The 25,555-nt window shown below is 72.3% G+C and carries 27 protein-coding genes; 22 read left to right on the top strand and 5 right to left on the bottom strand.

Annotated features, from left to right (window positions below; all coding sequences use genetic code 11):
* Positions 1-594 precede the first annotated feature (594 nt).
* Positions 595-819 (top strand): 50S ribosomal protein L31, encoded by a 225-nt coding sequence (rpmE, locus tag AC0AIB_RS06450; protein ID WP_328343434.1) that lies wholly within the window; start codon positions 595-597, stop codon positions 817-819.
* Positions 820-939: 120 nt separating this feature from the next.
* The gene (prfA, locus tag AC0AIB_RS06445; protein WP_328343436.1) at positions 940-2,028 is read left to right on the top strand and encodes a peptide chain release factor 1; all 1,089 of its coding nucleotides are present in this window, start codon (positions 940-942) and stop codon (positions 2,026-2,028) included.
* A gap of 21 nt (positions 2,029-2,049) precedes the next feature.
* Here prfA and AC0AIB_RS06440 read toward each other — a convergent pair whose 3' ends face one another.
* Positions 2,050-3,600 (bottom strand): GGDEF domain-containing protein, encoded by a 1,551-nt coding sequence (locus AC0AIB_RS06440; RefSeq protein ID WP_328343438.1) that lies wholly within the window; start codon positions 3,598-3,600, stop codon positions 2,050-2,052.
* 109 nt (positions 3,601-3,709) lie between these two features.
* Here AC0AIB_RS06440 and prmC point away from each other — a divergent pair, with 109 nt between their 5' ends.
* The 4 genes from prmC to AC0AIB_RS06420 all read left to right on the top strand — a co-directional run bounded on the left by prmC (position 3,710) and on the right by AC0AIB_RS06420 (position 8,231).
* Complete coding sequence (prmC, locus tag AC0AIB_RS06435; RefSeq protein WP_328343440.1) at positions 3,710-4,657, top strand: peptide chain release factor N(5)-glutamine methyltransferase; 948 nt, start codon at positions 3,710-3,712, stop codon at positions 4,655-4,657.
* Positions 4,636-5,301, top strand: a complete 666-nt coding sequence (locus tag AC0AIB_RS06430; protein WP_442930623.1) for an L-threonylcarbamoyladenylate synthase — start codon at positions 4,636-4,638, stop codon at positions 5,299-5,301. Before prmC ends, AC0AIB_RS06430 begins: the two co-directional genes overlap by 22 nt.
* Positions 5,302-5,913 (top strand): arsenate reductase/protein-tyrosine-phosphatase family protein, encoded by a 612-nt coding sequence (locus AC0AIB_RS06425; protein ID WP_328343442.1) that lies wholly within the window; start codon positions 5,302-5,304, stop codon positions 5,911-5,913.
* A gap of 197 nt (positions 5,914-6,110) precedes the next feature.
* The gene (locus AC0AIB_RS06420) at positions 6,111-8,231 is read left to right on the top strand and encodes a transglycosylase domain-containing protein (protein WP_465096221.1); all 2,121 of its coding nucleotides are present in this window, start codon (positions 6,111-6,113) and stop codon (positions 8,229-8,231) included.
* A gap of 20 nt (positions 8,232-8,251) precedes the next feature.
* Here AC0AIB_RS06420 and AC0AIB_RS06415 read toward each other — a convergent pair whose 3' ends face one another.
* A complete protein-coding gene (locus AC0AIB_RS06415) occupies positions 8,252-9,712 on the bottom strand; it encodes an SDR family oxidoreductase (protein ID WP_465096245.1) in 1,461 nt (486 codons plus the stop codon).
* A gap of 135 nt (positions 9,713-9,847) precedes the next feature.
* On the opposite strand from AC0AIB_RS06415, the gene AC0AIB_RS06410 reads away from it, so the two are divergent.
* The 12 genes from AC0AIB_RS06410 (at position 9,848) to AC0AIB_RS06355 (ending at position 19,650) form a co-directional block, all read left to right on the top strand.
* Positions 9,848-10,279 (top strand): hypothetical protein, encoded by a 432-nt coding sequence (locus AC0AIB_RS06410; RefSeq protein ID WP_465096220.1) that lies wholly within the window; start codon positions 9,848-9,850, stop codon positions 10,277-10,279.
* A gap of 173 nt (positions 10,280-10,452) precedes the next feature.
* Positions 10,453-10,689 carry an AtpZ/AtpI family protein gene (locus tag AC0AIB_RS06405; RefSeq protein ID WP_328343450.1) on the top strand — a complete coding sequence of 79 codons (237 nt, stop codon included), beginning with the start codon at positions 10,453-10,455 and terminating at the stop codon, positions 10,687-10,689.
* Between the two features lie 11 nt (positions 10,690-10,700).
* On the top strand, positions 10,701-11,498 hold the full coding sequence (gene atpB, locus AC0AIB_RS06400) for a F0F1 ATP synthase subunit A (protein WP_328343452.1): 798 nt from the start codon (positions 10,701-10,703) through the stop codon (positions 11,496-11,498).
* A 101-nt stretch (positions 11,499-11,599) separates the two neighbouring features.
* Positions 11,600-11,836, top strand: a complete 237-nt coding sequence (locus AC0AIB_RS06395; protein WP_328343453.1) for a F0F1 ATP synthase subunit C — start codon at positions 11,600-11,602, stop codon at positions 11,834-11,836.
* 26 nt (positions 11,837-11,862) lie between these two features.
* On the top strand, positions 11,863-12,402 hold the full coding sequence (locus AC0AIB_RS06390) for a F0F1 ATP synthase subunit B (protein WP_328343454.1): 540 nt from the start codon (positions 11,863-11,865) through the stop codon (positions 12,400-12,402).
* Entirely contained in the window at positions 12,402-13,223 is an 822-nt protein-coding gene (locus AC0AIB_RS06385; protein ID WP_328343455.1) for a F0F1 ATP synthase subunit delta, read from the top strand. Before AC0AIB_RS06390 ends, AC0AIB_RS06385 begins: the two co-directional genes overlap by 1 nt.
* A gap of 87 nt (positions 13,224-13,310) precedes the next feature.
* Positions 13,311-14,954, top strand: a complete 1,644-nt coding sequence (gene atpA / locus AC0AIB_RS06380) for a F0F1 ATP synthase subunit alpha (RefSeq protein ID WP_328343457.1) — start codon at positions 13,311-13,313, stop codon at positions 14,952-14,954.
* Positions 14,955-14,963: 9 nt separating this feature from the next.
* Entirely contained in the window at positions 14,964-15,893 is a 930-nt protein-coding gene (locus AC0AIB_RS06375; RefSeq protein ID WP_328343459.1) for a F0F1 ATP synthase subunit gamma, read from the top strand.
* Complete coding sequence (gene atpD / locus AC0AIB_RS06370; protein WP_328343460.1) at positions 15,893-17,350, top strand: F0F1 ATP synthase subunit beta; 1,458 nt, start codon at positions 15,893-15,895, stop codon at positions 17,348-17,350. Before AC0AIB_RS06375 ends, atpD begins: the two co-directional genes overlap by 1 nt.
* Before the next feature lie 274 nt (positions 17,351-17,624).
* Positions 17,625-18,767 (top strand): LCP family protein, encoded by a 1,143-nt coding sequence (locus AC0AIB_RS06365; protein WP_328349073.1) that lies wholly within the window; start codon positions 17,625-17,627, stop codon positions 18,765-18,767.
* Positions 18,768-18,903: 136 nt separating this feature from the next.
* Positions 18,904-19,182, top strand: a complete 279-nt coding sequence (locus tag AC0AIB_RS06360) for a F0F1 ATP synthase subunit epsilon (protein ID WP_328343461.1) — start codon at positions 18,904-18,906, stop codon at positions 19,180-19,182.
* 12 nt (positions 19,183-19,194) lie between these two features.
* Positions 19,195-19,650, top strand: a complete 456-nt coding sequence (locus AC0AIB_RS06355) for a DUF2550 domain-containing protein (RefSeq protein WP_328343462.1) — start codon at positions 19,195-19,197, stop codon at positions 19,648-19,650.
* Positions 19,651-19,662: 12 nt separating this feature from the next.
* On the opposite strand, the gene AC0AIB_RS06350 is transcribed toward AC0AIB_RS06355, so the two are convergent.
* Positions 19,663-20,259, bottom strand: coding sequence for a class I SAM-dependent methyltransferase (locus AC0AIB_RS06350; protein ID WP_328343464.1), 597 nt, complete (start codon positions 20,257-20,259; stop codon positions 19,663-19,665).
* A gap of 129 nt (positions 20,260-20,388) precedes the next feature.
* Here AC0AIB_RS06350 and AC0AIB_RS06345 point away from each other — a divergent pair, with 129 nt between their 5' ends.
* From AC0AIB_RS06345 to AC0AIB_RS06335, 3 genes are all read left to right on the top strand, one after another.
* Positions 20,389-21,570, top strand: coding sequence for a sensor histidine kinase (locus AC0AIB_RS06345; RefSeq protein WP_328343467.1), 1,182 nt, complete (start codon positions 20,389-20,391; stop codon positions 21,568-21,570).
* Complete coding sequence (locus AC0AIB_RS06340) at positions 21,567-22,265, top strand: response regulator transcription factor (protein WP_328343469.1); 699 nt, start codon at positions 21,567-21,569, stop codon at positions 22,263-22,265. Before AC0AIB_RS06345 ends, AC0AIB_RS06340 begins: the two co-directional genes overlap by 4 nt.
* Positions 22,266-22,347: 82 nt before the next feature.
* Entirely contained in the window at positions 22,348-23,076 is a 729-nt protein-coding gene (locus AC0AIB_RS06335; protein WP_328343471.1) for a DedA family protein, read from the top strand.
* A gap of 55 nt (positions 23,077-23,131) precedes the next feature.
* Here AC0AIB_RS06335 and AC0AIB_RS06330 read toward each other — a convergent pair whose 3' ends face one another.
* Both AC0AIB_RS06330 and AC0AIB_RS06325 read right to left on the bottom strand, forming a co-directional pair.
* Positions 23,132-23,551 (bottom strand): VOC family protein, encoded by a 420-nt coding sequence (locus AC0AIB_RS06330; protein WP_328343473.1) that lies wholly within the window; start codon positions 23,549-23,551, stop codon positions 23,132-23,134.
* The gene (locus AC0AIB_RS06325; RefSeq protein ID WP_328343475.1) at positions 23,527-24,099 is read right to left on the bottom strand and encodes a cob(I)yrinic acid a,c-diamide adenosyltransferase; all 573 of its coding nucleotides are present in this window, start codon (positions 24,097-24,099) and stop codon (positions 23,527-23,529) included. The genes AC0AIB_RS06330 and AC0AIB_RS06325 overlap by 25 nt, the downstream gene beginning before the upstream one ends.
* Between AC0AIB_RS06325 and murA the strand changes: the two genes are divergently transcribed.
* Positions 24,098-25,537 carry a UDP-N-acetylglucosamine 1-carboxyvinyltransferase gene (gene murA / locus AC0AIB_RS06320; RefSeq protein WP_328343477.1) on the top strand — a complete coding sequence of 480 codons (1,440 nt, stop codon included), beginning with the start codon at positions 24,098-24,100 and terminating at the stop codon, positions 25,535-25,537. The two genes, AC0AIB_RS06325 and murA, sit on opposite strands and share 2 nt — an antisense overlap.
* Positions 25,538-25,555: the final 18 nt, after the last annotated feature.

Here is a 25,555-nt window from a genome sequence, read left to right as displayed (position 1 = left end):
GCACGGCCGCAGCGGCCGTGCCCTTCGTCGTACCCGGATTCGCACTGGCTGGGGATTGCTGCTGATGAACTTTTCCTTCGATGGGACTGGCAGCTCTTGAAAATTCTGTGCGTAGCCGGGTTGACTGGGGTAGGCGGGTTCGCGGGTTCGCGGTCGATCCGGCCGGGGCGTGCCCACCGGTGGGCGGCGGAGGAGGACCTGGGGAGGCGTCCGCCGCCCGGCCGCCCTATCGGGCGGGCTCCTGAACCTGGGGGAGGAGCCCGCCCGGTCCGGCCGGACCGGCTTCCGTCCCGCCGCCGACCCGGCCGGGCCGCGTCCGCCGACCCGGCCGGCCCCCGACCCCGCCGACGCGGGCCGCGCGCGGGGCCGGCAGGCCGGTCGAGGAATGTGGGCCGGGACGGCGGGAATGCGGCCCGGTGGGCAGGCGTTACCACTGCCGGACCGATCGTGCGGCCCGCTCGCCGGGTCGGCTCACGCCCATGGCACACTGGTCAATCGGCCACCGGTTCCGGTTCACGCCCGAGTCCGTCGCGCACCAGGCGGCGGGGGATCAGCGGCGACCCGGCGACCACCTGACGAAAGGACCGAGGCGACATGAAGCCCAACATCCACCCGGAGTACGTGACCACCGAGGTCAAGTGCTCCTGCGGCAGCTCCTTCACGACCCGCAGCACCGCCAAGGGCGGGACGATCAGCGTCGAGACCTGCAGCGCCTGCCACCCGTTCTACACCGGCAAGCAGCGCGTCCTCGACACCGCCGGCCGGGTCGCCAAGTTCCAGCAGAAGTACGCCAAGGTTCAGGCGAAGAAGGCCAAGTAGCTCCACCGACGACGCCCGCGTCCGGCCCCGTGCCGGACGCGGGCGTTCGTCCGTTCCGCCTACTTGCCACCTCCGTCCCCGGTTCTTCCGCGGGGAACCCGTCGAAGGAGTACACCCCGTATGAGCAGCGAGCGCCTGGCCGCCCTCCTCGACGAGTACGCCGAACTGGAGAAGCGGCTGGCCGACCCGGCCATCCACGCCGACCAGAACACCGCCCGCCGGGTCGGTCGCCGCTATGCCGAGCTGGTCCCGCTGCACAAGGCCGCGGGTGAGCTGGAACAGGCCCGTGCCGACCTGGTCGCGGCCCGGGAGCTGGCGGCCGAGGAGCCGGCCTTCGCCGAGGAGGCGGAGTCGATCGCGGTGACCGTGCCGGCGCTCGAGGAGCGGCTGGCCGAGCTGCTGATCCCGCGGGATCCGCACGACGCCAAGGACGTGATCATCGAGATCAAGGCCGGGGAGGGTGGCGAGGAGTCGGCGCTCTTCGCCGGTGACCTGCTGCGGATGTACACCCGGTACGCCGAGCGGCACGGCTGGCTGACCGAGGTGATCGACGCGCAGGACTCCGACCTCGGTGGGGTCAAGGACGTCTCGCTGGCGATCAAGACCAAGGGCGTGCCGGAGGGCGGCAACGGCGTCTGGTCCCGGCTCAAGTGGGAGGGCGGCGTGCACCGGGTCCAGCGGGTCCCGGTCACCGAGTCGCAGGGCCGCATCCACACCAGCGCGGCAGGCGTGCTGGTGCTGCCCGAGGCCGAGGACGTCGACGTCAGCATCGACCCGAACGAGCTGCGGATCGACGTGTTCCGCTCGTCCGGGCCGGGCGGGCAGTCGGTGAACACCACCGACTCGGCGGTACGGATCACCCACCTGCCGACCGGTGTGGTGGTCTCCTGCCAGAACGAGAAGTCCCAGCTGCAGAACCGCGAGCAGGCGATGCGCATCCTGCGGGCCCGGCTGCTGGCGGTGGCCCAGGAGCAGGCCGACGCCGCCGCCTCGGACGCCCGCAGGGCGCAGGTGCGCACCGTGGACCGCTCGGAGCGGATCCGCACCTACAACTACCCGCAGAACCGGATCACCGACCACCGGATCGGCTACACGGCGTACAACCTCGACCTGGCCCTCGCCGGGGAGCTGGACGGCGTCCTCGACGCCCTCACCGAGGCCGACCGCGCCGCCCGCCTCGCCGGCGACACCGAGCTGACCCGCCGCTGACCGACCCGCGACCCGGCCGGGTCAGCCGGCGCGGGAGCGGGTCTTGGCCCGCAGCATCTCCCGGTCGGCGATCTCGAACGCGGTGCCGAGGGCGTCGCGTACCGCGGTGCCGCCGCCGCTGCCGTCGACCTCGGCGAAGCCTATGCTGACCCCGACCGGCGTGCCGGGGACCAGCGACTCCCAGTCCTCGGTGCGCACGGCCGCGTCGATCCGGCGGGCCACCTCGGCCGCTTCGGTCATGCCGGCCCCGGAGAGCACCACCACGAACTCGTCGCCGCCGTAGCGGGCCACGAAGTCGCCGCGGCGCATCACCCGGTTGATCACTCCGGCGATCCGTTGCAGCACCAGGTCACCGGAGTGGTGGCCGTGGGTGGTGTTGACCGCCTTGAAGCCGTCCAGGTCGCAGACGCCGATCACCACCCGCTCGCCCCGGGACACCACCGAGCCGATGTGCCGCTCCAACTGACGCCGGTTGGCCAGCCCGGTCAGCGGGTCGGTCAGTGCCTCGCCCTCGTAGCGGGCCGCCTCCCGGCGCATCTCCTCGTGGTCGATCCGGGCCGCGATGCCGTCGATGTAGACGTCCCGCAACCGGTCGTTGCGCTGCCCGGCCAGCCGGAACGCCATCCGGTCGGCGCGGTGCGCGGCGGCGTGGTCGCCGGCCCGGGAGAAGGCGATGCTGCGCAGCCGGGACGGTTCCGCCGCGCCGAGCGTCTCGGCCGACACCCGGGCCGAGTCCAGTCGGGTGATCGCCTCGATCGGGCGTCCGTCGGCGACCGCCAGGCAGACGTGGCCGAGCTGGCGCATGTCCCGGGCCCGGGCGCTGTCCCCGCTGTGGTCGAGCAGCCGGGCCGGCTCCGGGCCGACCGGACCCGGGTCGCCGAGCGCCGCCCGGCGGACCGCCGCGTAGCCGTACGCGGCGAGGCTGCTCGGTCGAAGCCGGTCGGCCCGGCCGTCGGAGGCGAAGCGCGCCAGGTCGGCCGCGATGTCGCGGAGCACCCGCAGGCAGCCGTCGCTGTCGCCGTTGTGGTCCAGCGCGACGGCGTTGCGCAGTCGGATGCCCGGGGCGGCGAAGGTCTCCTCGGGGATGCCGGCGGCGGCACCGTGCTGGCGGGCCCGCTCGATCGCGCCGAGCGCATGGCCGTGGAAGCTGAGGTAGGAGTAGGCCATCGCCAGGTCGTGCCAGCCCCAGGCGGTGTCCCGGTCCCGGTCCTCCGCGGCGCCGAGCGCGCGGGCCGCCCGGACCAGGTGCATGACGCAGCGGTCCAGCGCGCCCTGGTGGTGCGCGGCGAGCGCGGCCAGTGCGTTGAGGTGCCCGTGCAGGTAGGGCTCGGGGAGGTCCCGGACGGCCCCGGAGGCCTCTTCGATGGCCCTGGTGAACTCGGCCGTCCGGCCGAGATTGATCAACGCGCAGAGCCGCTGCACCAGGGCGTCGGCCCTGGTGTACGGATCGGCGGTGGTGCGCAGCACCCGGTCGAGGACCCCGACCGCCTCGGCCGATCGGCTGGCCTCCTGGAGGTGGCGGGCATGCGTCAGGGAGTCAACCTGGTCATCGACCCGGTCGAGCCACCCCACCTGGCGAACCTCCTGTCGGTGCGCGTCCGGACCGTCGGCCTCGCCGCCGGGTCGACGCGGGGGCCCACACCCACTCGTGGCGCGGCCGACGACGCATCATGATTATGTCGTGACCTCACTTCCGCGCCACCCGTCCGAAGGGACAGAACGCGAGCGGCCCTCGCTCGTGGTGGCCCGCGCCGCCCGTACCCTCGCCGCCGCCGGGGTGGCGTCGGCCCGCGCCGAGGCGGAGCAGCTCGCCGCGTACGTGCTGGACGTGCCCCGGGGCCGGCTCGCCCTGGCCGACGGCTTCACCCCCGCCCAGCGGGCCCGCTACGACGCGCTGGTGGCCCGGCGGGCCGACCGCGAGCCGTTGCAGCACCTGACCGGCCGGGCCGGCTTCCGGCACCTGGAGCTGGCGGTGGGGCCGGGGGTCTTCGTGCCCCGCCCGGAGACGGAGCTGCTGGCCGGCTGGGGGATCGACCGGGCGTCGACCCGCCCGGACCCGGTGGTGGTCGACCTGTGCAGCGGCTCGGGGGCGATCGCGCTCGCGGTGGCCCAGGAGGTGCCGACGGCCCGGGTGGTGGCGGTGGAGCGGTCCCCCGCCGCGCTGACCTGGCTGCGGCGCAACGCCGCCGAGCGGGCCGCCGCCGGGGACCGGCCGGTCGAGGTGGTGGTCGCCGACGTCACCGACCCGGGGCTGCTCGCCGACCTGGTCGGCGCGGTGGACGTGCTGCTGTGCAACCCGCCGTACGTGCCGCGTACGGTCGCGGTTCCCCCGGAGGTGGCCGGGTACGACCCGGACGAGGCGGTCTTCGGCGGGGCGGACGGGCTGGCCGTGGTCCGCCCGGTGCTGCGCCGGGCGGCCGAGCTGCTGCGACCCGGCGGTGACCTGGGCGTCGAGCACGACGACACGCACGGCGCGGCGGTCCCGGCACTGCTCGCCGCGGACGGCCGGTACGCGGCGGTGCGGGCGCACCGGGACCTGGCCGGCCGGCCCCGTTTCGCCACCGCGTCCCGCGGGTCGGACGGCCCGCACGACGTCCGGACGTCGGCGTGGCAGACTGGCTCCTCGTGATGCTCTACGACTGTCGGTCGCCCGCCGACCGGGACCGCGGTGTCGCCGCGGCGATCGAGGCGGTCAAGAACGGCGAGCTGGTCGTTCTGCCCACCGACACGGTCTACGGGATCGGCGCGGACGCGTTCACCCCGTACGCGGTGCGGGCCCTCTCCGACGCGCGGGGTGGCAGCCAGGCGGCGCCGCCGGTGCTGATCGGCTCCCGGCACACCCTCGACGGCCTGGTCTTCTCGCTGCCCAAGGCGGCCCGTGACCTGGTGGAGGCGTTCTGGCCGGGGGCGTTGACCATCGTGGTGGAGCACTCGCCGAGCCTCGCCTGGGACCTGGGCGACGCCAGCGGGACGGTGGCGGTACGGATGCCGCTGCACCCGGTGGCGTTGGAGGTGCTGCGGGAGACCGGCCCGATGGCGGTGGCCTCGGCCAACAAGGTGGGCCAGCCGGCCGCGCTGACCGCCGAGGAGGCCCGCGACCAGCTCAGCTACTCGGTGCGCGTCTACCTGGATGCCGGCGCCTGCCCCGAGCCGGTGCCGAGCACCATCGTCGACCTGACCGGTGAGGTGCCCCGGCTGCTCCGGGTCGGCGCGATCGACCTGGACCAGCTCCGTGAGGTGGCACCGGACATCCTCGACGAGCGGGGAGCCTGAGTGCCGCCGTTCACCGTCCTGCACGTCTGCATGGGCAACATCTGCCGGTCCCCGATGGCCGAGCGGCTGCTGGTGCTCGCCGTCCGGGGGCGGCTGGGGCGGCTCGGTGTCGACCCGGCAGGCTCGGACGCGCTGCTGCACAGCCACAGCGCCGGCACCGGCGGCTGGCACGCGGGGGAGGAGATGAACCCGCCCGCCGCCCGGCAGGTGCTGGGCCGGGGTGGCGACGTCGAGGGTTTCGCCGCCCGCAAGCTCCGCTCCGACCTGATCGACGCCGCCGACCTCGTCCTCACCGCCACCGCCGACCAGCAGGAGTACGTGGTGGCGTTGCGCCCGGACGCCGCCGGGCGCACCTTCGTGCTGGGGGAGTTCGGCCGGCTGCTCGGCGCGGTGGACACCGCCGCCCTGCCGCCGGCACAGGCCACCCCCGATGCCGTGTACGCCCGGGGGGTGGCCCTGGTCGCGGCGGTCGACGCGGCGCGGCAGGGTGCGACTGCGCTGCACTCCGACGACCTGGACGATCCGTGGGGCCGGGGCGACCAGTGTTTCAGTCGGGTGGCCGACGAGATCGAGGAGACCGTGCACCCGCTCGCCTCGGCCCTGCTGCCCTGAGCTTGTTCCGGTCCTGATCCGGGTGCCGTTCTCCGGTGCCGTCCGGTCTGTCTCGTCCGGGTGACCGGGGCGGCGTGTCCCGTCCCGCGCGCCGTGTGTGCCGTGCGAGCTTTTTCCGTATTCGGGGAAAGATGAGAGTTCGGGCGGTTTTGCGGGTCATGCTGAACGGGTCCTGACGACTCCTGCGGGGAGTACTGATGATCCGGGCCCACCTCGACAAGGCGTTCACTGTGTTGATCGCCGGCGTGCTCGCCGGTCTGGTGCTGGCGGTGGCGGCCCTGCCGCTCGCCCTGGTGTTCGGCATCGGCTTCGGCGGGCTCGCATCCTCCTACGCCGAACTGCCCAACACCCTGCGCACCCCACCCACCGCCCAACGCTCCACCCTGTACGCCGCCGACGGCGTCACCCTGATCACCTCGTTCTACACCGAGGACCGGGTGGACGTGCCGTTGGTCAAGGTGGCCCCGGTGATGCGGCAGGCCATCGTGGCCGCCGAGGACGCCCGGTTCTACCAGCATCGGGGCGTCGACCTGCGGGGGGTGGTCCGGGCGTTCACCGTCAACCAGCGTGACGGCCGGGCCCGGCAGGGCGCCTCCACGCTGACCATGCAGTACGTCCGCAACGTGCTCAGCAACGATCCCCGGCTGACAAAGGAACAGCGGAAGAAGGCCACCGAGGTCAGCACCGCCCGCAAGCTCCAGGAGATGCGGTACGCCCTGGCGTTGGAGCGGGAGCTGACCAAGGACGAGATCCTCACCCGCTACCTCAACATCGCGTACTTCGGCGCCGGGGCGTACGGCATCGCCGCCGCGACCAAGCGGTACTTCTCCACCACCGCGGCCAACCTGACCCTGGACCAGGCGGCGCTGCTGGCCGGGCTGGTCCGCTCCCCGGACACCGACGACCCGATCAACGGCGACGCCGACGCGGCGCTGACCCGGCGGTCGTACGTGCTGGACCGGATGGTGGCGCTGGCCCAGGTGCCGGCGGCGGACGCGGCGGCGGCCCGGGACGCCCCGCTGGCGTTGCGCCCCAGCCGGACACCGAATGACTGCACCGCAGTGCCCGAGACTCGTAACGACTGGGGCTTCTTCTGCGACTGGTTCACCCAGTGGTGGAGCGACCAGCCGGCCTTCGGCGCCACCGCCGCCGAACGACAGGACACCCTGCGCCGGGGCGGTTTCCGGATCGTCTCCTCGCTCGACCCGGCCGTGCAGCGGGCCGCCGTACGCCAGGTGACCGACATCTACGCCGTCGACGATCCCCGGGCGGCACCCGCAGCGGTGGTCCAGCCGGGCACCGGCCGGGTGCTCGCCCTGGCGGTGAACCGCAACTACAGCGTGGCTCCGAACCCGGCCGGGCAGCAGAACTATCCGAACACGGTCAACCAGCTGATCGCCGGCGGCAACGGCATCGAGGGATACCAGGCCGGCTCGACGTTCAAGCTGTTCACCCTGTTGGCCGCCCTGGAGTCCGGGCTGCCGCTGGAGACCGGCTTCGTCGCGCCGAGCCGGATCGTGACCCGCTTCCCGACCGACGACCCCCGGGCCGGCTGCGGCGGGCGGTGGTGCCCGGCCAACGCCACCCCCGAGTGGATGGACGGCTACCGCACCATGTGGACCGGCTTCGGGCGCTCGGTGAACACCTACTTCGCCTGGCTCACCGAGAAGGTCGGCGCGGACCGGGTGGTGGAGATGGCCGAGCGGCTGGGCATCCGGTTCCGCGCCCCCGACGACGCCGCACTGGCCCGGCACAGCGCCCGCGACTGGGGGGCGTTCACCCTCGGCGTCTCCTCCACCACCCCGCTCGACCTGGCCAACGCGTACGCCACGGTGGCCGCCGAGGGGACCTGGTGCGCGCCGCTGCCTGTGGTGTCGATCACCGACAGCGCCGGGCACGAGGTGGCCGCGGGTCGGCCGGACTGCCGGCAGGTGATCGACACCGAGGTGGCCCGCGCCGCCGCCGACGCGGCCCGGTGCCCGGTCGGCGACCAGTCGATGTACCGCCGCTGCGACGGTGGCACGGCGGAGAAGCTCCGTCCGGGGCTGGGCCGTCCGGTGGCCGGCAAGACCGGCAGCTCGGAGCGGAACGAGACCGAGTCGGTGGTGGCCTTCACCCCGCAGCTCGCGGTCGCCCAGATCGCCGCCAACCCGGACGACCCGCGCGACGCCGTCGGTGCCGCCGTCCAGTCCCGGATGGTCGACGCGGTGGGCCGGATCCTCGCCGCCGCCCTGTCCGACACCCCCGTCCGGGACTTCGTCCCGCCCAACGAGTCCATCACCTACCGCCTCACCCCCACCCCCCGCACCGGCAACTGACCTCGTCCCGGGACGGGGGATCAGCGGGTCGGGGCGTGGTTGGCGATGTTGCGGGCCATGCCGCCGAAGACGACGGCGTGGAAGGGGGCCACCGAGAGCCAGTAGAGGTGGCCGGGCAGGCCGCGGGGGAGGAAGACGGCGCGTTGGACGTAGCGGGCGCGGCCCTCTCCGACCGGTTCGGCGCGCATCTCCAACCACGCCCGACCGGGTAGGCGCATCTCGGCACGCAACCGGAGCAGCTCACCCGGGACGATCTCCTCCACCCGCCAGAAGTCCAACGCCTCGCCGACCTGGAGGCGGTGCGGGTCACGGCGGCCCCGACGCAGTCCCACCCCGCCGACCAGCCGGTCCAGCCAGCCCCGGACGGACCAGGCGAGCGGGAACGAGTACCACCCGTGTTCACCGCCGACGCCCTCGATCACCCGCCAGAGCGCGGCCGGCGAGGCGTCGACCTCGCGTTCCCGGACGTCGGTGTAGACCGTGCCACCGGACCAGTGCGGGTCCGACGGCAGCGGCTCGGCCGGTGCGTCCGGGCCGCTCGCGTTCGACCAACGGGTCTCCACCTGGGCGTCGCGCACCATGGTCAGGGCCAGCGCGACGGCGTCGTCGAAGCCGGTCAGTCCGCCGGGCGGGTCGGGCAGCCACCGGGCGATGTCGTGTTCGTGCGCCACCGCCTCGTGGATCAGGCTCTCCACCAGCGGGCGGGCGATGGCGTTCGGCACCGGCGTGATCAGCCCCACCCAGTGCGAGGAGAGCGCCGGGGTCAGCGGGCGGACCGGCACGATGATCCGGCGGCGCAACCCGGCGACCCGGGCGTACCGCTGCATCATCTCCCGGAAGGTGAGCACGTCCGGGCCGCCGATGTCGAAGGCCCGGTCCACCTCGGCCGGCAGGGTGGCACAGCCGACCAGGTAGCGCAGCACGTCCCGGACGGCGATCGGCTGGATCCGGTTGCCGACCCAGCGGGGGGTGACCATGGCCGGCAGCCGCTCGGTGAGGTAGCGCAGCATCTCGAAGGAGGCCGACCCGGATCCGATGATCACGGCGGCCCGTAACACCACCGTGGGCACTCCGCCGGCCAGCAGGATCCGCGCCACCTCGGCCCGGGACCGCAGGTGCGGCGAGGGCACCTCGCCGCCCGCCGCCGGCTCCGGCCCACCCAGATAGACGATCCGGCGTACGCCGGCCGCGGCGGCGGCCGCGGCGAAGTGGGTGGCGGCCTCCCGGTCGGCCGCCTCGAAGTCGGCCTGCCCCAGCGAGTGCACCAGGTAGTACGCGACGTCGACGCCCTCGAAGGCGGCCGGCAGCGTCTCCGGTTTCCGCAGGTCCCCCTCGACCACCTCGGCGTGGGCGGCCCAGGGCACGTCGCGCAGTCGACCGGCCTTACGGGCCAGGCAGCGCACCTGGTGCCCCTCGGCCAGCAGTCGGGGCGCGAGCCGCCCACCGATGTACCCGGTGGCGCCGGTGACGAGGCATCTCACGGTCACCAGTGTGCGGCTCCGTAGACTCCTTCGCTGTGGAGAACGCGAAGCACACCTGGTGGGGGTCGGACGTCGAGCGGCTCGGCAGCGGCCTGACGGGCACCGGGTCGGTCGGCGGCTTCCCGGCGTACCCCCGTGGCTGAGCCCGGGGCGGGTACGGCGGCGACGGCCGACGACCGGGGTTGGCGGTTGCGCCACCTGCCTGTGCTGTTGGCCGCCTCGGCGGTGCTGGGGGCCCTCGCGGCGCTGGTCGGCGGGGTGACCGGCGGTGCGGACGCGGCGGTCGGCGCGGCGGCCGGGGTGGCGGTGACGGTGCTCAGCCACACCCTGACCACCGTGGTGCTGGCCCGGGCCGACGCGGTCAACCCGCAGCTGGTGCTCCCGCTCGGCCTGGGGCTGTACGCGGCCAAGTTCACCCTGCTGGGGGTGGTCATGGTGGCGGTGGCGTCGACCGGGTGGGACGGACTGGTTCCGCTCTGTGTCGGCATCGCCGCCGGCGTGGCGGTCTGGACCGGAGTGCACATCTGGTGGCTGACCAGGGTGCATTCCCGTCGATCGGTCGACTGACCGTCCCAATTGGTGGACACGCGCGCGACTGTCCGCGTTCGGTCATTCTCTGGTTGGCGGAAGGGGAGTAGCGTGCCCCCAGACGAAGGAGCCCGCCGGAAGCCCACACAACGAAGGTTGTGCGGGGGGTGAGGCACAGCCTCGTCTCCTCGGCTGATATCGTTCGCCCCGTCATGGCTGGTGACCGAACCCCCCAACCCACCGGCGGTCCGGACGACGTTCCGACCGGCGCCGGTCAGGGCTGGACCGCGCTCTCGTACCTCATCGGGGGCATGCTCGTCTGGGGTTTCATCGGCTGGCTGGTCGACCAGTGGCTCGACTCCGGCGGCATCGCCACCGGGATCGGTGTCGTGCTCGGCATGGCCGGGGGAATCATCCTGGTCGTCCGCCGGCTCGGCACGCCTACTTAGGAAGGGACGCGGTGTTCGGACAGGCGAACGTCCTGGCAGCGGGCCAGGCGGCATTCCCACCCAGCGTGGAGGACTTCTACCTGCCCAGCATCCTGCCCTGGGGTGCGCACGACTCGTACTGGTTCACCAAGGTCACGGCGATGGTCTGGATCGCGGTCGGCATCCTGATCATCTTCTTCCTGGCGACCTACCGGAAGCCGCAGCTGGTGCCGACGAAGAAGCAGTGGCTGGCCGAGTCGATCTACGGCTTCGTGCGGAACAACATCGCGATCGACATGATCGGGCACCGGGGGGTGCGGTTCGCGCCGTACTTCACCACGCTGTTCTGCTTCATCCTGCTGACCAACCTCTTCGCGATCGTGCCGTTCTTCCAGATCTCCCCGAACTCGCACATCGCCTTCCCGGCCTTCCTCGCCGTGATCAGCTACGTGATGTTCAACTACGTCGGCATCCGGCACCACGGCGTCGGCAAGTACTTCAAGCACGCGCTGATGCCGCCGGCACCCTGGTACATCCTGCCGCTGCTGGTCCCGATCGAGCTCTTCTCGACCTTCATCATCCGGCCGTTCTCGCTGGCCGTGCGTCTCTTCGCCAACATGTTCGCCGGCCACATGCTCCTGTTGGTCTTCACGCTCGGCGGCTTCGCGATGATCAGCGCCAACGCCTGGCTCGCGCCGGTCTCGGTGCTGTCCTGGGTGATGACCATCGCGCTCACCTTCCTCGAGTTCCTGGTGATCTGTCTGCAGGCGTACGTCTTCACGGTCCTCACCGCCAGCTACGTGCAGGGCGCGCTCGCCGACGAACACTGATCCACCCGGGCAGGGGCTCGTGAGCGAGCACTCGTCCACCGCACCAACCCGTTGTCGTCCCGCGTGAGAGTCACGCGAGATACCCAGGAGGAACCACACCCATGGACGCTAGCGTTCTCGCCGAGGTCACCGGCAGCACCGCCGCCATCGGCTACGGCCTCGCCGCCATCGGCCCGGGCATCGGCGTCGGCCTGGTCTTCGCCGCCTACATCCAGTCGACCGCCCGGCAGCCGGAGTCGTCCCGGATGACCCTGCCGTACGTCTGGATCGGCTTCGCCGTCATCGAGGCGCTCGCCCTGCTCGGCATCGCCTTCGGCTTCATCTGGTCCGGCGCCTGATCCCCCCTCTGACCGGGAGGTCTCTCATGTTCCTTCTCGCCGCAGAGGGTGGTGAGTCGACGCACAACCCGATCTTCCCGATCTGGCAGGAGATCGTGGTCGGTGGTGTCGCCTTCATCGTGCTCTGCATCGTGCTGATGAAGTTCGTCTTCCCCCGCATGGAGCAGACGTTCCAGGCCCGGGTCGACGCGATCGAGGGTGGCATCAAGCGCGCCGAGGCCGCCCAGGCCGAGGCCAACCAGCTCCTCGAGCAGTACCGCGCGCAGCTCGCCGAGGCGCGTACCGACGCCGCCAAGATCCGGGACGACGCACGGGCCGACGCGGAGGGCATCCGACAGGACATCCTCGGCAAGGCACGCGAGGAGTCCGACCGGATCATCGCGGCCGGCAAGGAGCAGCTCGCCGCCGAGCGGGCCACCATCGTGCGTGAGCTGCGCACCGAGGTCGGCACCATCGCGGTCGACCTGGCCAGCAAGATCGTCGGCGAGTCGCTGGCCGACGAGGCGCGCCGCAAGGGCACCGTGGACCGGTTCCTGAGCAACCTCGAGAGCACGGGGGCCCGCTGATGCAGGCCGCCAGCCGGGAGTCGTACGCGATCGCGGCCGAGCGCCTCGACGCGTACGTCCGCGGTGCGGAGCCGTCGGCGGTGGCCACCACCGCCGACGACATCCTCTCCGTCGCCGCCCTGCTGCGGGGCGAGCCGCGGCTGCGCCGGGCGCTGTCCGACCCGGCCCGCTCCGGCGACGACCGCGCCGGGCTGCTCGACGGCATCCTGGCCGGCAAGATCGGCGCGGACGCGCTCGGCCTGCTGACCGGCCTGGTCGCCGGCCGTTGGTCGACGCCGTCGGAGCTGCTCGACGGCACCGAGCGGCTCGGGGTGGAGGCGCTGCTGGCCAGCGCCGACTCCGCCGGCGACCTCGGTGAGGTCGAGGACGAGCTGTTCCGCTTCGGCCAGGTGGTCGCCGGTCAGTCCGCGCTCTCCGCGGCGCTCGCCGACCCGATCGCCCCGGCCGGGCAGCGGGCCGCGCTGGCCCGGGAGTTGCTCGACGGCAAGGCCCGCCCGGTCACCGTCCGCCTCGTCGAGGCGGCTCTCGGCGGGTTCGGGGGGCGCTCCTTCACCGGGGCACTCACCCGGCTGGTCGAGCTGGCCGCCGATCGGCGGGACCGCCAGGTCGCTTACGTGACCGTGGCTGCCCCGTTGAGCGAGGCCGACGAGCAACGGCTCGGTGCCCGCCTCTCCGCGATGTACGGTCGAGAGGTTTCCGTCAAGCAGACGGTCGACCCGGAGGTGCTCGGTGGGGTGAGCGTGCGGGTCGGTTCCGACCTGTACGACGGCACCGTCCTGCGCCGCCTCAACGAGACCCGCAACGCGCTCGTGAAGCGCTGACAAGCGGCCTCGCCGCCCTTTGATCGACGCCATTCGGACCGGTCGGTACTAGGTATCCCGGGCCCCTGAATTTTAAGGAAGCAGAGGATGGCCGAGCTGACCATCTCGACGGAGGAGATCCGCGGCGCCCTGGAGCGCTACGTCTCCTCCTACTCGACCGACGTCTCCCGCGAGGAGGTCGGCACCGTCGCCGACACCGGTGACGGCATCGCCCACGTCGAGGGGCTGCCCTCGACCATGACCAACGAGCTCCTGGAGTTCGAGGACGGCACGCTCGGCGTGGCGTTGAACCTCGACGTCCGGGAGATCGGCGTCGTCGTTCTCGGTGACTCCGCCAAGCTGGAGGAGGGGCAGCGCGTCAAGCGCACCGGCCGGGTGCTCTCCGTACCGGTCGGCGACGCCTTCCTCGGCCGCGTGGTCAACGCGCTCGGCCAGCCGATCGACGGCCTCGGCGACATCGCCGACGAGGGCTTCCGCGAGCTGGAGCTCCAGGCCCCGAACGTGATGTCCCGGCAGTCGGTCGACGAGCCGCTGCAGACCGGCATCAAGGCGATCGACGCGATGACCCCGATCGGTCGGGGCCAGCGGCAGCTGATCATCGGCGACCGGAAGACCGGCAAGACCACCGTCGCGCTGGACACCATCCTCAACCAGCGGGACAACTGGCGCTCCGGCGACCCGAAGAAGCAGGTCCGCTGCATCTACGTCGCCATCGGCCAGAAGGCCTCCACGATCGCCTCGATCAAGGGCATCCTGGAGGACGCGGGCGCGCTGGAGTACACCACCATCGTGGCCTCCCCGGCGTCCGACCCGGCCGGTTTCAAGTACCTCGCCCCGTACACCGGCTCGTCCATCGGGCAGCACTGGATGTACGGCGGCAAGCACGTCCTGATCGTCTTCGACGACCTGAGCAAGCAGGCCGAGGCGTACCGGGCCGTGTCGCTGCTGCTGCGTCGCCCGCCGGGCCGTGAGGCGTACCCGGGTGACGTCTTCTACCTGCACTCCCGCCTGCTGGAGCGCTGCGCGAAGCTCTCCGACGCGCTGGGTGGCGGCTCGATGACCGGCCTGCCGATCATCGAGACGAAGGCCAACGACATCTCGGCCTTCATCCCGACCAACGTCATCTCCATCACCGACGGCCAGATCTTCCTGGAGTCCGACCTGTTCAACCAGGGCGTCCGGCCGGCCATCAACGTCGGTACCTCGGTCTCCCGGGTCGGTGGCGCCGCGCAGATGAAGCCGATGAAGAAGGTCTCCGGCTCGCTGCGGCTCAACCTGGCCCAGTTCCGTGAGCTGGAGGCGTTCGCCGCCTTCGCCTCCGACCTGGACAAGGCCTCGCAGGCCCAGCTGAACCGGGGCTCCCGGCTGGTCGAGCTGCTCAAGCAGCCGAACTACTCGCCGTACCCGGTGCAGGAGCAGGTCGTCTCGGTCTGGTCCGGCGTCGAGGGCAAGCTGGACGACGTCCCGGTCGGCGAGGTCCGTCGCTTCGAGTCGGAGTTCCTCCAGTACCTGCGGCACAAGCACGAGGGCGTGCTGGCCTCGATCGCCGGTGGCAAGTGGGGCGACGACATCGCGTCCTCGCTCGACTCGGCCATCACCGAGTTCAAGCAGGTCTTCCTCGGCAAGGCCGACGAGCACCGGGTCAACGACGCGCCTGCCAAGCCGCTGGAGGGCGAGGCCGACCGCGAGACGGTCACCCGGTACGCCGGCGGCGACGCCGAGAAGCAGTAGGGCTGACTCATGGCGGCCCAGGTACGCGTTCTTCGTCAACGGATCCGTTCGGCGAAGGGGATGAAGAAGATCACCAAGGCGATGGAGCTCGTGGCGACGAGCCGCATCGCCAAGGCCCAGGCCCGGGTGACGGCGTCCCTGCCGTACGCCCAGGCGATCACCGGCGTGCTCACCGCGCTGGCCTCGAACGCCCGGATCGACCACCCGCTGCTCACCCCGCGCGAGCAGGTGCGGCGGGCGGGCGTCCTGCTGGTCACCTCCGACCGGGGCCTGGCCGGCGGGTACAGCTCCAACGCGATCAGGACCGCCGAGTCGCTGATCGCCCGGCTCACCGCCGACGGCAAGGAGCCGGTGCTCTACGTCATCGGGCGTAAGGGCCTGACGTTCTACCGGTTCCGCAACCGGGAGATCGCGGCGAACTGGACCGGCTTCTCGGAGCAGCCCACCTTCGCCGACGCCCGCGAGGTGGGTGAGACGCTGATCGCGGCGTTCACCGCCGGTGCGGACGACACCGACGGTGACGCCGGACCGGACGGGGTGCTCGGCATCGACGAGTTGCACATCGTCTACACCGAGTTCCACAGCCTGATGACGCAGAACCCGGTCACCAAGATCATCGGTCCGATGCAGGTCGAGGACCGGCCGCGCTCCGAGGGGCTGCTGCCGGCGTACGAGTTCGAGCCGGAGGCGGAGTCGCTGCTCGACGCGCTGTTGCCGAGGTACATCAACACGCGGATCTACGCGGCGTTGCTGGAGTCGGCGGCGAGCGAATCGGCGGCCCGTCGGCGGGCGATGAAGAGCGCCACCGACAACGCCGAAGACATGATCGAGAAGTACACGCGTGAGATGAACTCGGCCCGCCAGGCCGGGATCACCCAGGAGATCAGTGAGATCGTCGGCGGCGCGAACGCGCTGGCCGCGTCGGGAAGTGAAGTGTGATGACTGTATCCGCAGTTGCCGGGGGACCGGCAGAGACCAGGACGGCCACCGGTCGCGTGGTTCGGGTCATCGGCCCGGTCGTCGACGCCGAGTTCCCGCGCGACGCCATGCCGGCCCTGTTCAACGCCCTGCACGTCGAGGTGAACCTCTCCGGCGGTGAGAAGACGCTGACCCTGGAGGTCGCCCAGCACCTGGGTGACAACCTGATCCGCGCCATCTCCATGCAGCCGACCGACGGTCTGGTCCGGGGCGCCGAGGTCACCGACACCGGCTCGCCGATCACCGTCCCGGTGGGCGACGCGGTCAAGGGCCACGTCTTCAACGCCATCGGCGAGTGCCTCAACCTCACCGAGGGCGAGACGCTCGACGCGGACGACCGGTGGGGCATCCACCGCAAGGCCCCGGCCTTCGCGGACCTGGAGCCGAAGACCGAGATGCTGGAGACCGGCATCAAGGTCATCGACCTGCTCGCCCCGTACGTCAAGGGCGGCAAGATCGGCCTGTTCGGCGGCGCGGGCGTGGGCAAGACGGTGCTCATCCAGGAGATGATCACCCGTGTTGCCCGGAACTTCGGTGGTACCTCGGTCTTCGCCGGCGTGGGTGAGCGCACCCGTGAGGGCAACGACCTGATCGCCGAGATGACCGAGTCCGGCGTCATCGACAAGACCGCGCTGGTCTACGGCCAGATGGACGAGCCGCCGGGCACCCGGCTGCGGGTGGCGCTGTCCGCGCTGACCATGGCCGAGTACTTCCGGGACGTCAAGAAGCAGGAGGTGCTGCTCTTCATCGACAACATCTTCCGCTTCACCCAGGCCGGTTCCGAGGTCTCCACCCTGCTCGGCCGGATGCCGAGCGCGGTGGGTTACCAGCCGACCCTGGCCGACGAGATGGGCGAACTCCAGGAGCGGATCACCTCCGTCCGGGGCCAGGCCATCACCTCGCTCCAGGCGATCTACGTGCCCGCCGACGACTACACCGACCCGGCGCCGGCCACCACCTTCGCCCACCTGGACGCGACCACCAACCTGGAGCGGTCGATCTCCGACAAGGGCATCTACCCGGCCGTGGACCCGCTGGCGTCCTCGTCCCGGATCCTCGCCCCGGAGTTCGTCGGTGAGGAGCACTTCACGGTGGCGACCGAGGTCAAGCGCATCCTCCAGCGCTACAAGGACCTCCAGGACATCATCGCGATCCTCGGCATCGAGGAGCTCTCCGAGGAGGACAAGCTCACCGTCGGCCGGGCCCGCCGGATCGAGCGCTTCCTCTCGCAGAACACCTACGCCGCCGAGCAGTTCACCGGCGTGCCGGGCTCGACGGTCGCGATCGCCGAGACCATCGAGGCGTTCAAGAAGATCAGCGAGGGCGAGTACGACCACTTCCCCGAGCAGGCCTTCTTCATGTGCGGCGGTCTGGAGGACCTGGAGCGCAAGGCGAAGGAGCTGATGTCGGAGGGCTGAGCCCCCCCGACAGTCGTCGGCCGAGCCGCACGACAAGGCGTCCCACGAAGGCCACCCCGGTCGCACACCGGGGTGGCCTTCGGCCGTTACCGGCCTGGTGAGTGCGGTTGTCCGGTTGCCGGGGGAGCGGCCTGCGCGCGGGCACGGTACCGTTTTGCGTACGACGCTCACGAACGGGTGTCGATCCGGTGCAACTTTCGACGGTGGACGCCCGTCTTCTGTTCGTGGACGTGACGAATTCTCGTGACGGATCCTCGTGGCGCGACGAATGGAGCTGCTCGTGGGTAAGACCGGCAAGGGCGGCGGCAAGCCGTCCATCTGGTCGGGGGTGCCGCGCTGGGCCCGGGTGTGCACCGTCTTCGGGGTCGTGCTGATGATGCTCAGCGGCGCGGTCCTGGTGGGCTACGAGACGCTGCTGTCCCGCTACGAGGGCTCGGTGGGCAAGGCAGACCTCTTCGGCGACAAGGCGGCCGGGGCGCAGGAGCGCAAGAGCAACGTCAAGGGCCCGTTGAACATCCTGCTGGTGGGCATCGACCCGCGGGACGCGAAGACCCCGCCGCTGGCCGACTCGATCATGGTGCTGCACGTGCCCGAGTCGCTGGACCGGGCCTACATCTTCTCCGTCCCGCGCGATCTCTACGTCGACATCCCCAAGTTCGACAAGGCCGGCTACCGGGGCGGCTCCGGCAAGATCAACGGCGCGATGTCGCACGGCAGCATCGTCGAGGGCAAGAACCCCAGCGCCCCGCAGGGCTTCGAACTGCTCGCCAAGACCGTGCAGAAGGCGACCGGGATCGAGCGGTTCGACGCTGGCGCGATCATCAACTTCACCGGCTTCCAGAAGATCGTCGACGCGATGGGCGGCGTCGACATGTACATCGAGCGGGAGGTCAAGTCCGAGCACCGCGAGCCGAACGGCAAGCATCGCAAGGGCAACCCGTACGGCGAGGGCTACATCGGGCCGCAGGCGGTCTACAAGAAGGGCAACCAGCACCTCAGCGGCTGGCAGGCGCTCGACTACGTCCGGCAGCGGTACCCGAAGAACGGTGTCCCGGACGCCGACTACGGCCGGCAGCGGCACCAGCAGCAGTTCATCAAGGCGATGGTCGGCCAGGCGTTCAGCGCCGACGTGGTGACCAACCCGATCAAGCTGGACCGGGTGATCCGGGCCGCCGGTCAGTCGCTGACCTTCAACGGCCGGGGCAGCAGCGTGGTCGACTTCGCCATCGCGCTCAAGGGCATCCGCTCGGAGAACGTCGAGATGATCAAGCTGCCGGGGGAGGGGATCGGCACCGGCAACGGCTACCGGGGGGAGCGTTTGCTGCCCGCCGCCGACGACTTCTTCGCCGCCCTCGGCAACGAGCAGTTGGACGCCTTCCTGCTGGAGCATCCGGAGTTCCGCAACAAGGCCAAGTGATCCCCGCCCGGTGGCGGTGCCGCCCCACGGTGCCGCGACACGCCGGGTGGTGGTGCAGGTCTCGCCACCCGCGTTGGGGTGGCACCAGCGGCCGGACTAGACTTTCGACAATCCGTCGCCGCAGCAAGGAGACAGCGTGGCACAGCAGCTTCACGTCGACCTCGTAGCCGTCGAGGAGAAGGTCTGGTCCGGCGAGGCCGAGATGGTCGTCGCCCGTACGACCGAGGGTGAGCTGGGTGTGCTGCCTGGGCACGCGCCGCTGCTCGGTCAGCTGGCCGAGCCCAGCCAGGTCCGGATCAAGCAGGCCGGCGGCCAGCAGGTCGCCTTCGACATCACCGGCGGATTCCTGTCGGTCGGCGCCGAGAGCGTGACAGTGCTCGCCGAGAGTGCCACCCCGGCCACTCCGGCCCGCTGAACCCGCCCGCCGATGGAGATCGTCGAAGGGATCGGAATCGGCATCGCGGTGCTCCTGGTCGCGGTCCTGATCCTCTTCGTCCGGCGGGCGCTGGTCACCCGTAGCGGTGGCATCATCCGGCTGAGCGTCCGGGTCACCACAGTCCTGGATGGTCGGGGCTGGTCCCCGGGCTTCGCCCGGTTCGTCGGCGACCAGCTGCGCTGGTACCGGATGTTCAGCTTCGCCCTACGGCCCAAGCGGGTGCTCTCCCGCAAGGAGCTGGTGGTGGAGCGACGGCGGCTGCCCGAGGGGCAGGAACGGCTCTCCATGCCGTCCGACTGGGTGATCCTCCGCTGTACCAGTCGACACGCGCCGGTCGAGATCGCCATGGCGCGGTCGACGGTGACCGGTTTCTCCTCCTGGCTCGAGGCCGCCCCACCCGGGGCGGCCTCGCCACGTATGGCCTCCCAGGACTGGCCAGCCGCCTGACCCGTCGTCCGGTCAGTCGCCGGCCCGCAGCGGGCGACGACAGTGGTAGACCAGCGCCGGCGGCAGGTTCCCCCAGACCGTCCGGCCCACGGTGACCTCGTCGAACACCTGCTGCAGCAGACTGCGGAAGCGCCGGGCCGGCGGGGTCCACAGGGCGTGCCGGTAGGCGAACGTGGTGAAGACGCCCCCGTCGCCCAGCCCGGCCGCCACCGCATCCAGCACGCTGCGCTGCCGGCTCTCCCGGAACGCCGCCCACGGCAGGCCGCTGACCACCACGTCGGCGGACGGGTGCCGTCGTGCGGCCAGCAGACCGCCGAGCGCCGCCGCGTCGCCGAGCACCACCTCCACCGTCGGGTACCGCCGGGCCACCCGGGCCGCGAAACGCGGGTTGACCTCCAGCGCCAGGTGCTGCCCCCGGCCGCCGAGCCGACGCTGGATGGCCCGGGTGAACGCGCCGGTGCCCGGGCCCAGCTCGACCACCACCGGGTCGCCCGTGCCGGGCACCGCCGCGGTGATGTCGGCGGCCAACCCCGCGCCGCTGGGGGCCACCGCGCCCACGGTGAACGGATGCCGGGTGAACTGGCTCAGGAACGCCCACGAATCGCTCATGCCGCCGAGGCTAGGAACGACTGCCGGGTCGCCGGATCGCCCCGGTGGCCCGAGCACCGGCCACCCGGAGGAGGCCGGGCGGCCGGTGGGAGGACCGCCGTCCGACCGCTGCTCCGTAGGGTTGGCCGGGTGAGGGGCGGACGTACCTGGTGGCCGGAGCTGCTGCTCGGGCTGGTCGCGGCCGGGCTGGGCCTGGCCAGCGGGCTGAATAGCCTGACCCCGGAGGTCACCGACCGGGGCGTCAACGTGGCGCTCGCCGTGATCGCCGGGCTGGCGCTGGTGGGGGTACGCCGGTGGCCCGGCCCGGTGCTGGTGCTGGAGAGCGCGCTGATGCTGGCCGCAGTCCAGTTCGCGCCGTTCGGCACGGGTACCCCGCTGTTGTGCGCCGCGGCGGCGCTGGGGTTCGTCGCGTACCGGGCGGGCTGGCCGGCCACCGGCGCGGCCTTCGCGCTGTTCCTCGCGGTGGTGATCTACACGGTGCTCGACTCGGGCCCGCCGGACGCGCTGGTCGGCGGCCCGGGCCTGCTCCGGTTGGCCATGCTTGTCGGTTCCTCGGCCGCGCCGGTCGCCTTCGGCCGTTACCTGCGGGGGCTGCGCAACGCGGCGGTGGTGGCCGAGGAACGGGCCCGGGACGCCGAGTCGCGGCAGGAGATGCAGACCCGGGCCGCCCGGCTCGCCGAACGCGCCAGCATCGCCCGGGACCTGCACGACATCGTCGCGCACCACGTCGCGGCGATCGCCCTCCAGGCCGGGGCCGCCCAGTACGCCACCCGGCGGACCGGGCGGGTGGACGAGGCCGTCACGGCGCTCGGCGAACTGCGGTCCACCGCCGGACGGGTGCTGGACGAGCTACGCGAGCTGTTGGAGGTGCTGCGCGATCCGGAGGCGATCGAGGGTGGCGCGCCGATGGTCGAGCCCGAGCAGATCATCACCGAGGCGCAACAGTTGGTCCGGGCCGCTGGCCTGGCGGTGCAGGTCACCGTCGACGACCGGGCGGCCAGCACCCCGCTCGTGGTGCGCACCACCGCCGCCCGGGTGATCCAGGAGGGCCTGACCAACAGCCTCAAGCACGCCGGTCCGGGTGCGACCGCCAGCGTGGTCGTCCGGTCGGAGCCGTTCGGGCTGCTGGTCGAGGTGCGCGACAGCGGCCCGGAGCACCCCCGGCCCGGCCCGGCGCTACCCTCGTCCGGGCACGGACTGGCCGGGATGCGGGAGCGGGTGGGGCTGTTGGGTGGCACCCTGACCGCCGGCCCGACCCATGCCGGCGGGTGGCAGCTGCTGGCTCGGCTGCCGGTACGGGGGGTTTCGTGATCCGGGTGCTCGTGGTGGACGACCAGGCGCTGGTCCGGGCGGGGGTGGGCCTGCTGTTGCGCACGGCCGGTGGTTTCGAGATCGTCGGCGAGGCGGGAGACGGCCACGAGGCGGTCCGCCTCACCGAACGGCTGCGCCCCGACATCGTCCTGATGGACCTTCGGATGCCGCGGATGGACGGCATCGAGGCGACCCGCCGGATCCTCGCCCGGCAACCGGGGGTCCGGGTGGTGGTGCTGACCACCTTCGCCGACGACGCCGACGTCTACGGCGCGCTGGGTGCCGGGGCGATCGGCTACCTGGTGAAGGACGGCGTGCCCGAGGAACTGATCGACGCGGTGAGTCGGGCGGCCCGGGGGGAGGCGCTTGTGGCACCGCCGGTGCTGGCCCGGATCGTCCGTCGGGCGATCGCCGCCCACGACCACGAGCTGCGGCCGGAGACCAGCGCGCCGCAGCCCGGGTTGCAGCTGCTCAGCCCCCGGGAGCGGGAGGTGCTGGCGTTGGTCGGCACCGGCCTGTCCAATGCGGAGATCGGTGCCCGGCTGCACCTGGGGGTCACCACGGTCAAGACCCATGTCTCGGCGGCCATGGAGAAGCTGGACCTGCGCAACCGGGTGCAGGCGGCGGTGGTGGCGCACCGGCTCGGCCTGGTGGACGACGACTTCAACCCGGTGCCCACCCCGGGAACGCCCTAGGGGCACGACCGGCCACCCGGAGGACCCGGCCCGGCCGGCGGGAGGACCGGTGGGGCCGGCTGGCTGCCGCACGCTTGCCGACATGACCTTCGTGGACTCCCTGCTGGACCGCCTCGGCACCCTGCCGCCCGGATTCGTCCTGCTGACCGCGGCGGCGGTCCTCGCCGCCGAGGTGGGCCTGCTGCTCGGGCTGGTGCTGCCGGCGGCGACCACGATGCTGACCGTCGGGCTGCTGGCGAGGGCCGGTCGGCTGGACCTCGGCACGGCCCTCGCCGTCACCACCCTCGCTGCCTTCGCCGGGGATCAGCTCGGCTACCTGGAAGGTCGGCTGTTCGGACCCCGGCTGCGCGGCGGCCGGCTGGGCCGGTGGGTCGGCGAGCACCGGTGGCGGCGGGCTGAGGCGCTGATCGTCGCCCGGGGCGGGACGGCGGTGCTGCTCGGCCGGTGGACCGCCTTCGTCCGTACCCTGGTGCCCCGGGTGGCCGGCGCGGCCGGGCTGCCGTACGCCCGGTTCGTGTTCTTCGACGGGGTCGCGGTGCTGGTCTGGGTGCCCGGCACGGTGCTGCTCGGCTGGGCGGCCGGCGCGGCGTCCACGGGGCTGCCGACCGCTGTCGGCGGCGCGGTGGTCGTGGTGGTCGTGGTCGCGTTGACCGTACGCCGGGCCCAGGCGCGGCGTCGGCGGGCACCGGTCCGGCCCTGCGCCGGGGCGGTCCGGCCCGGTCGATCACCGAGGTGCCGGGTGCCCGGTTCCCGACGGCCGGGTGCCGGACGGAGCGCCCCGACCCGCCGGGGCGCACTGGACCGGTCCTGACCCCGTGTACCTCGGCCGGCGTCCTGACCCGTGGCCCGGCTCTCGGCGGTGCCGGTCAGTCGGTTCCGGCGACCAGTTCCACCTCGTAGCCCTGCCCGTCGGTGAGGTAGCCGGCATAGCTGTCCGGGCCGCCGGCGTGCGGGTGGCGGTCGGCGAACAGCAGCGTCCAGCCGTGGGCCGGTGCGGCGGCCACCAGCCGGTCCACCGCGTGCGGCGGACCGGCGTGGAAGGCCAGGTGGTTGAGGCCCGGAGCGAGCCGGTCGTGGACCCGTCCGGCCAGCGCCGGGGACTCCTCCAGGACCAGGTACGTCGGGCCGTGCCGCCAGGACCGGCCGGCGGACCAGTCCTGGTACGGCGTCCAGCCGAGCTCACCGAGCAGCCAGCCCCAGCTCCGCTTCGCGGCCTCCAGATCGGGTACCCAGACCTCGACGTGGTGCAGCGCGCCCGTGCTCAGCGCTTGCCGCCCGGCACCCATAGCACATCGCCGCCCGGATTGGCCGTCCTTGACAGGATGAACAGCAGGTCGGACAGGCGGTTGAGATACTTGGCCGGAAGGGAGCTGGTGCGATCCGGATCGTGGGCGACCAGGGCCCAGGCCGCCCGTTCGGCGCGCCGGGCGATCGTCCGTGCCACGTGCAGCAGCGCCGCGCCTGCGGTGCCGCCGGGGAGGATGAAGGAGTCGAGCTTGCTCAGACGCCCGTTGTACTCGTCGCACCAGCCTTCGAGGCGTTCGACGTACTCCTCGGTGACCCGCAGCGGTGGGTACGCCGGGTCCGGCTCGACGGGGGTGGCCAGGTCGGCGCCGACGTCGAACATGTCGTTCTGGATCGACTCCAGCACGGCCCGCAGCTCGTCGTCGAGCTGCCCCAGGGCGAGCGCCACACCGAGCGCGGCGTTGCACTCGTCGACGTCCGCGTACGCGGCGATCCGTGGATCGGTCTTCGGCACCTGCTCGTTGTTGCTCAGCCTGGTCATGCCGGCGTCGCCGGCCTTGGTGTAGATGCGCGTGAGGTGGACGGCCATGACGCACAGCCTACGGATACCGGACCTGACCATCCCGGCCCGGCCGGACCCGGCCGGCTGGCCGGCGGGGGTGGGGCCGGGTGACGCCGGTGACCCGGCGGTCGACGACGTCGACGTCATCCGGGTCGGCGGGGACGCCCGGCTGGCCGGCACGGTGCACGTCGTCGGGGCGAAGAACTCGGCGTTGAAGCTGATGGCGGCGGCACTGCTGGCACCGGGGCGGACGGTGATCACGAACGTGCCCCGGATCACCGACATCGCCATCATGGGGGAGGTGCTGCGTCGGCTCGGTTGCGTGGTCAGCTTCGATACGGACGACCCGGTGGACCCGATGGTGGCGTACGGCGGGCAGGCCCGGTCCCGGTCGGTCGTCATCGACGTACCCGAGCAGCCCGGCGCGGACGCCGACTACGACCTGGTCCGCCGGCTGCGGGCGTCGATCTGCGTGCTCGGCCCGCTGCTGGCCCGCCGGGGGTACGTGCGGGTGGCCCACCCGGGCGGCGACGCCATCGGCTCGCGGGGCCTGGACATGCACATCGCCGGGCTGGCCCGGATGGGCGCGGACGTCTCCGGTGAGCACGGTTTCGTCATCGCCGCGGCCCCGGGCGGCCTGCGGGGAGCCGAGATCGTGCTGGACTTCCCGAGCGTGGGCGCCACCGAGAACCTGGTGATGGCGGCGGTGCTGGCCCGGGGTGTGACGACGATCGACAACGCGGCCCGGGAGCCGGAGATCGTCGACCTCTGCACCATGCTCAACCGGATGGGCGCCCGGATCTCCGGTTGCGGCAGCTCCACCCTGCGCATCGTCGGGGTGCCCGCGCTGAGGCCGGTGCGGCACGCCACGGTGGGGGACCGGATCGTGGCCGGCACCTGGGCGTTCGGCGCGGCGATGACCCGGGGGGACGTGACGGTCACCGGGATCGACCCGGCCTGCCTGGAGGTCGCGCTGGACAAGCTGGTGTCGGCCGGAGCGCTGGTCGAGACCCGGGGTGACGCCTTCCGGGTACGCGCCGACGACCGGCCCGCCGCCGTCGACGTGGTCACCCTGCCGTACCCGGGGTTCGCCACCGATCTGCTGCCGATGGCGATCGGGCTGGCGGCGGTGAGCGACGGCGCGTCGCTGATCACCGAGAACATCTTCGACGGCCGCTTCATGTTCGCCAACGAGATGACCCGTCTCGGTGCGGACATCAAGACCGACGGCCATCACGCCGTGGTGCGGGGCCGGGACCGGCTCTCCGGTGCACCGGTACGCGCCACCGACATCCGGGCCGGCGCCGGGCTGATCATCGCGGGGCTCTGCGCGGACGGGGTCACCGAGGTCTCCCACGTGCACCACGTCGACCGGGGCTACCCGGACTTCGTGGCCGACCTGCGGGCGCTCGGCGTGGAGGTGGAGCGCGGTACCGCCCCGGAGGCTCCCGACCTGACCATCTGATCCGCGCCGTCTGACCCG

It is taken from the genome of Micromonospora sp. DSM 43699 (assembly GCF_055517075.1).
The sequence above is the reverse complement of the archived record's forward strand: the minus strand, read 5'-3'. Positions and strand labels throughout refer to the sequence as shown.

What these genes read in the sequence shown, in the direction of transcription:
- rpmE (WP_328343434.1), top strand. Translation starts at nt 595, where the DNA reads ATGAAGCCCAACATCCACCCGGAGTACGTGACCACCGAGGTCAAGTGC.
- AC0AIB_RS06355 (WP_328343462.1), top strand. Translation starts at nt 19,195, where the DNA reads ATGGAGATCGTCGAAGGGATCGGAATCGGCATCGCGGTGCTCCTGGTC.
- atpA (WP_328343457.1), top strand. Translation starts at nt 13,311, where the DNA reads ATGGCCGAGCTGACCATCTCGACGGAGGAGATCCGCGGCGCCCTGGAG.
- prfA (WP_328343436.1), top strand. Translation starts at nt 940, where the DNA reads ATGAGCAGCGAGCGCCTGGCCGCCCTCCTCGACGAGTACGCCGAACTG.
- AC0AIB_RS06420 (WP_465096221.1), top strand. Translation starts at nt 6,111, where the DNA reads ATGATCCGGGCCCACCTCGACAAGGCGTTCACTGTGTTGATCGCCGGC.
- murA (WP_328343477.1), top strand. Translation starts at nt 24,098, where the DNA reads ATGACGCACAGCCTACGGATACCGGACCTGACCATCCCGGCCCGGCCG.
- AC0AIB_RS06330 (WP_328343473.1), bottom strand. Translation starts at nt 23,551, where the DNA reads ATGGGTGCCGGGCGGCAAGCGCTGAGCACGGGCGCGCTGCACCACGTC.
- AC0AIB_RS06375 (WP_328343459.1), top strand. Translation starts at nt 14,964, where the DNA reads ATGGCGGCCCAGGTACGCGTTCTTCGTCAACGGATCCGTTCGGCGAAG.
- AC0AIB_RS06390 (WP_328343454.1), top strand. Translation starts at nt 11,863, where the DNA reads ATGTTCCTTCTCGCCGCAGAGGGTGGTGAGTCGACGCACAACCCGATC.
- atpD (WP_328343460.1), top strand. Translation starts at nt 15,893, where the DNA reads ATGACTGTATCCGCAGTTGCCGGGGGACCGGCAGAGACCAGGACGGCC.
- AC0AIB_RS06395 (WP_328343453.1), top strand. Translation starts at nt 11,600, where the DNA reads ATGGACGCTAGCGTTCTCGCCGAGGTCACCGGCAGCACCGCCGCCATC.
- AC0AIB_RS06350 (WP_328343464.1), bottom strand. Translation starts at nt 20,259, where the DNA reads ATGAGCGATTCGTGGGCGTTCCTGAGCCAGTTCACCCGGCATCCGTTC.
- AC0AIB_RS06405 (WP_328343450.1), top strand. Translation starts at nt 10,453, where the DNA reads ATGGCTGGTGACCGAACCCCCCAACCCACCGGCGGTCCGGACGACGTT.
- AC0AIB_RS06385 (WP_328343455.1), top strand. Translation starts at nt 12,402, where the DNA reads ATGCAGGCCGCCAGCCGGGAGTCGTACGCGATCGCGGCCGAGCGCCTC.
- AC0AIB_RS06335 (WP_328343471.1), top strand. Translation starts at nt 22,348, where the DNA reads ATGACCTTCGTGGACTCCCTGCTGGACCGCCTCGGCACCCTGCCGCCC.
- AC0AIB_RS06325 (WP_328343475.1), bottom strand. Translation starts at nt 24,099, where the DNA reads ATGGCCGTCCACCTCACGCGCATCTACACCAAGGCCGGCGACGCCGGC.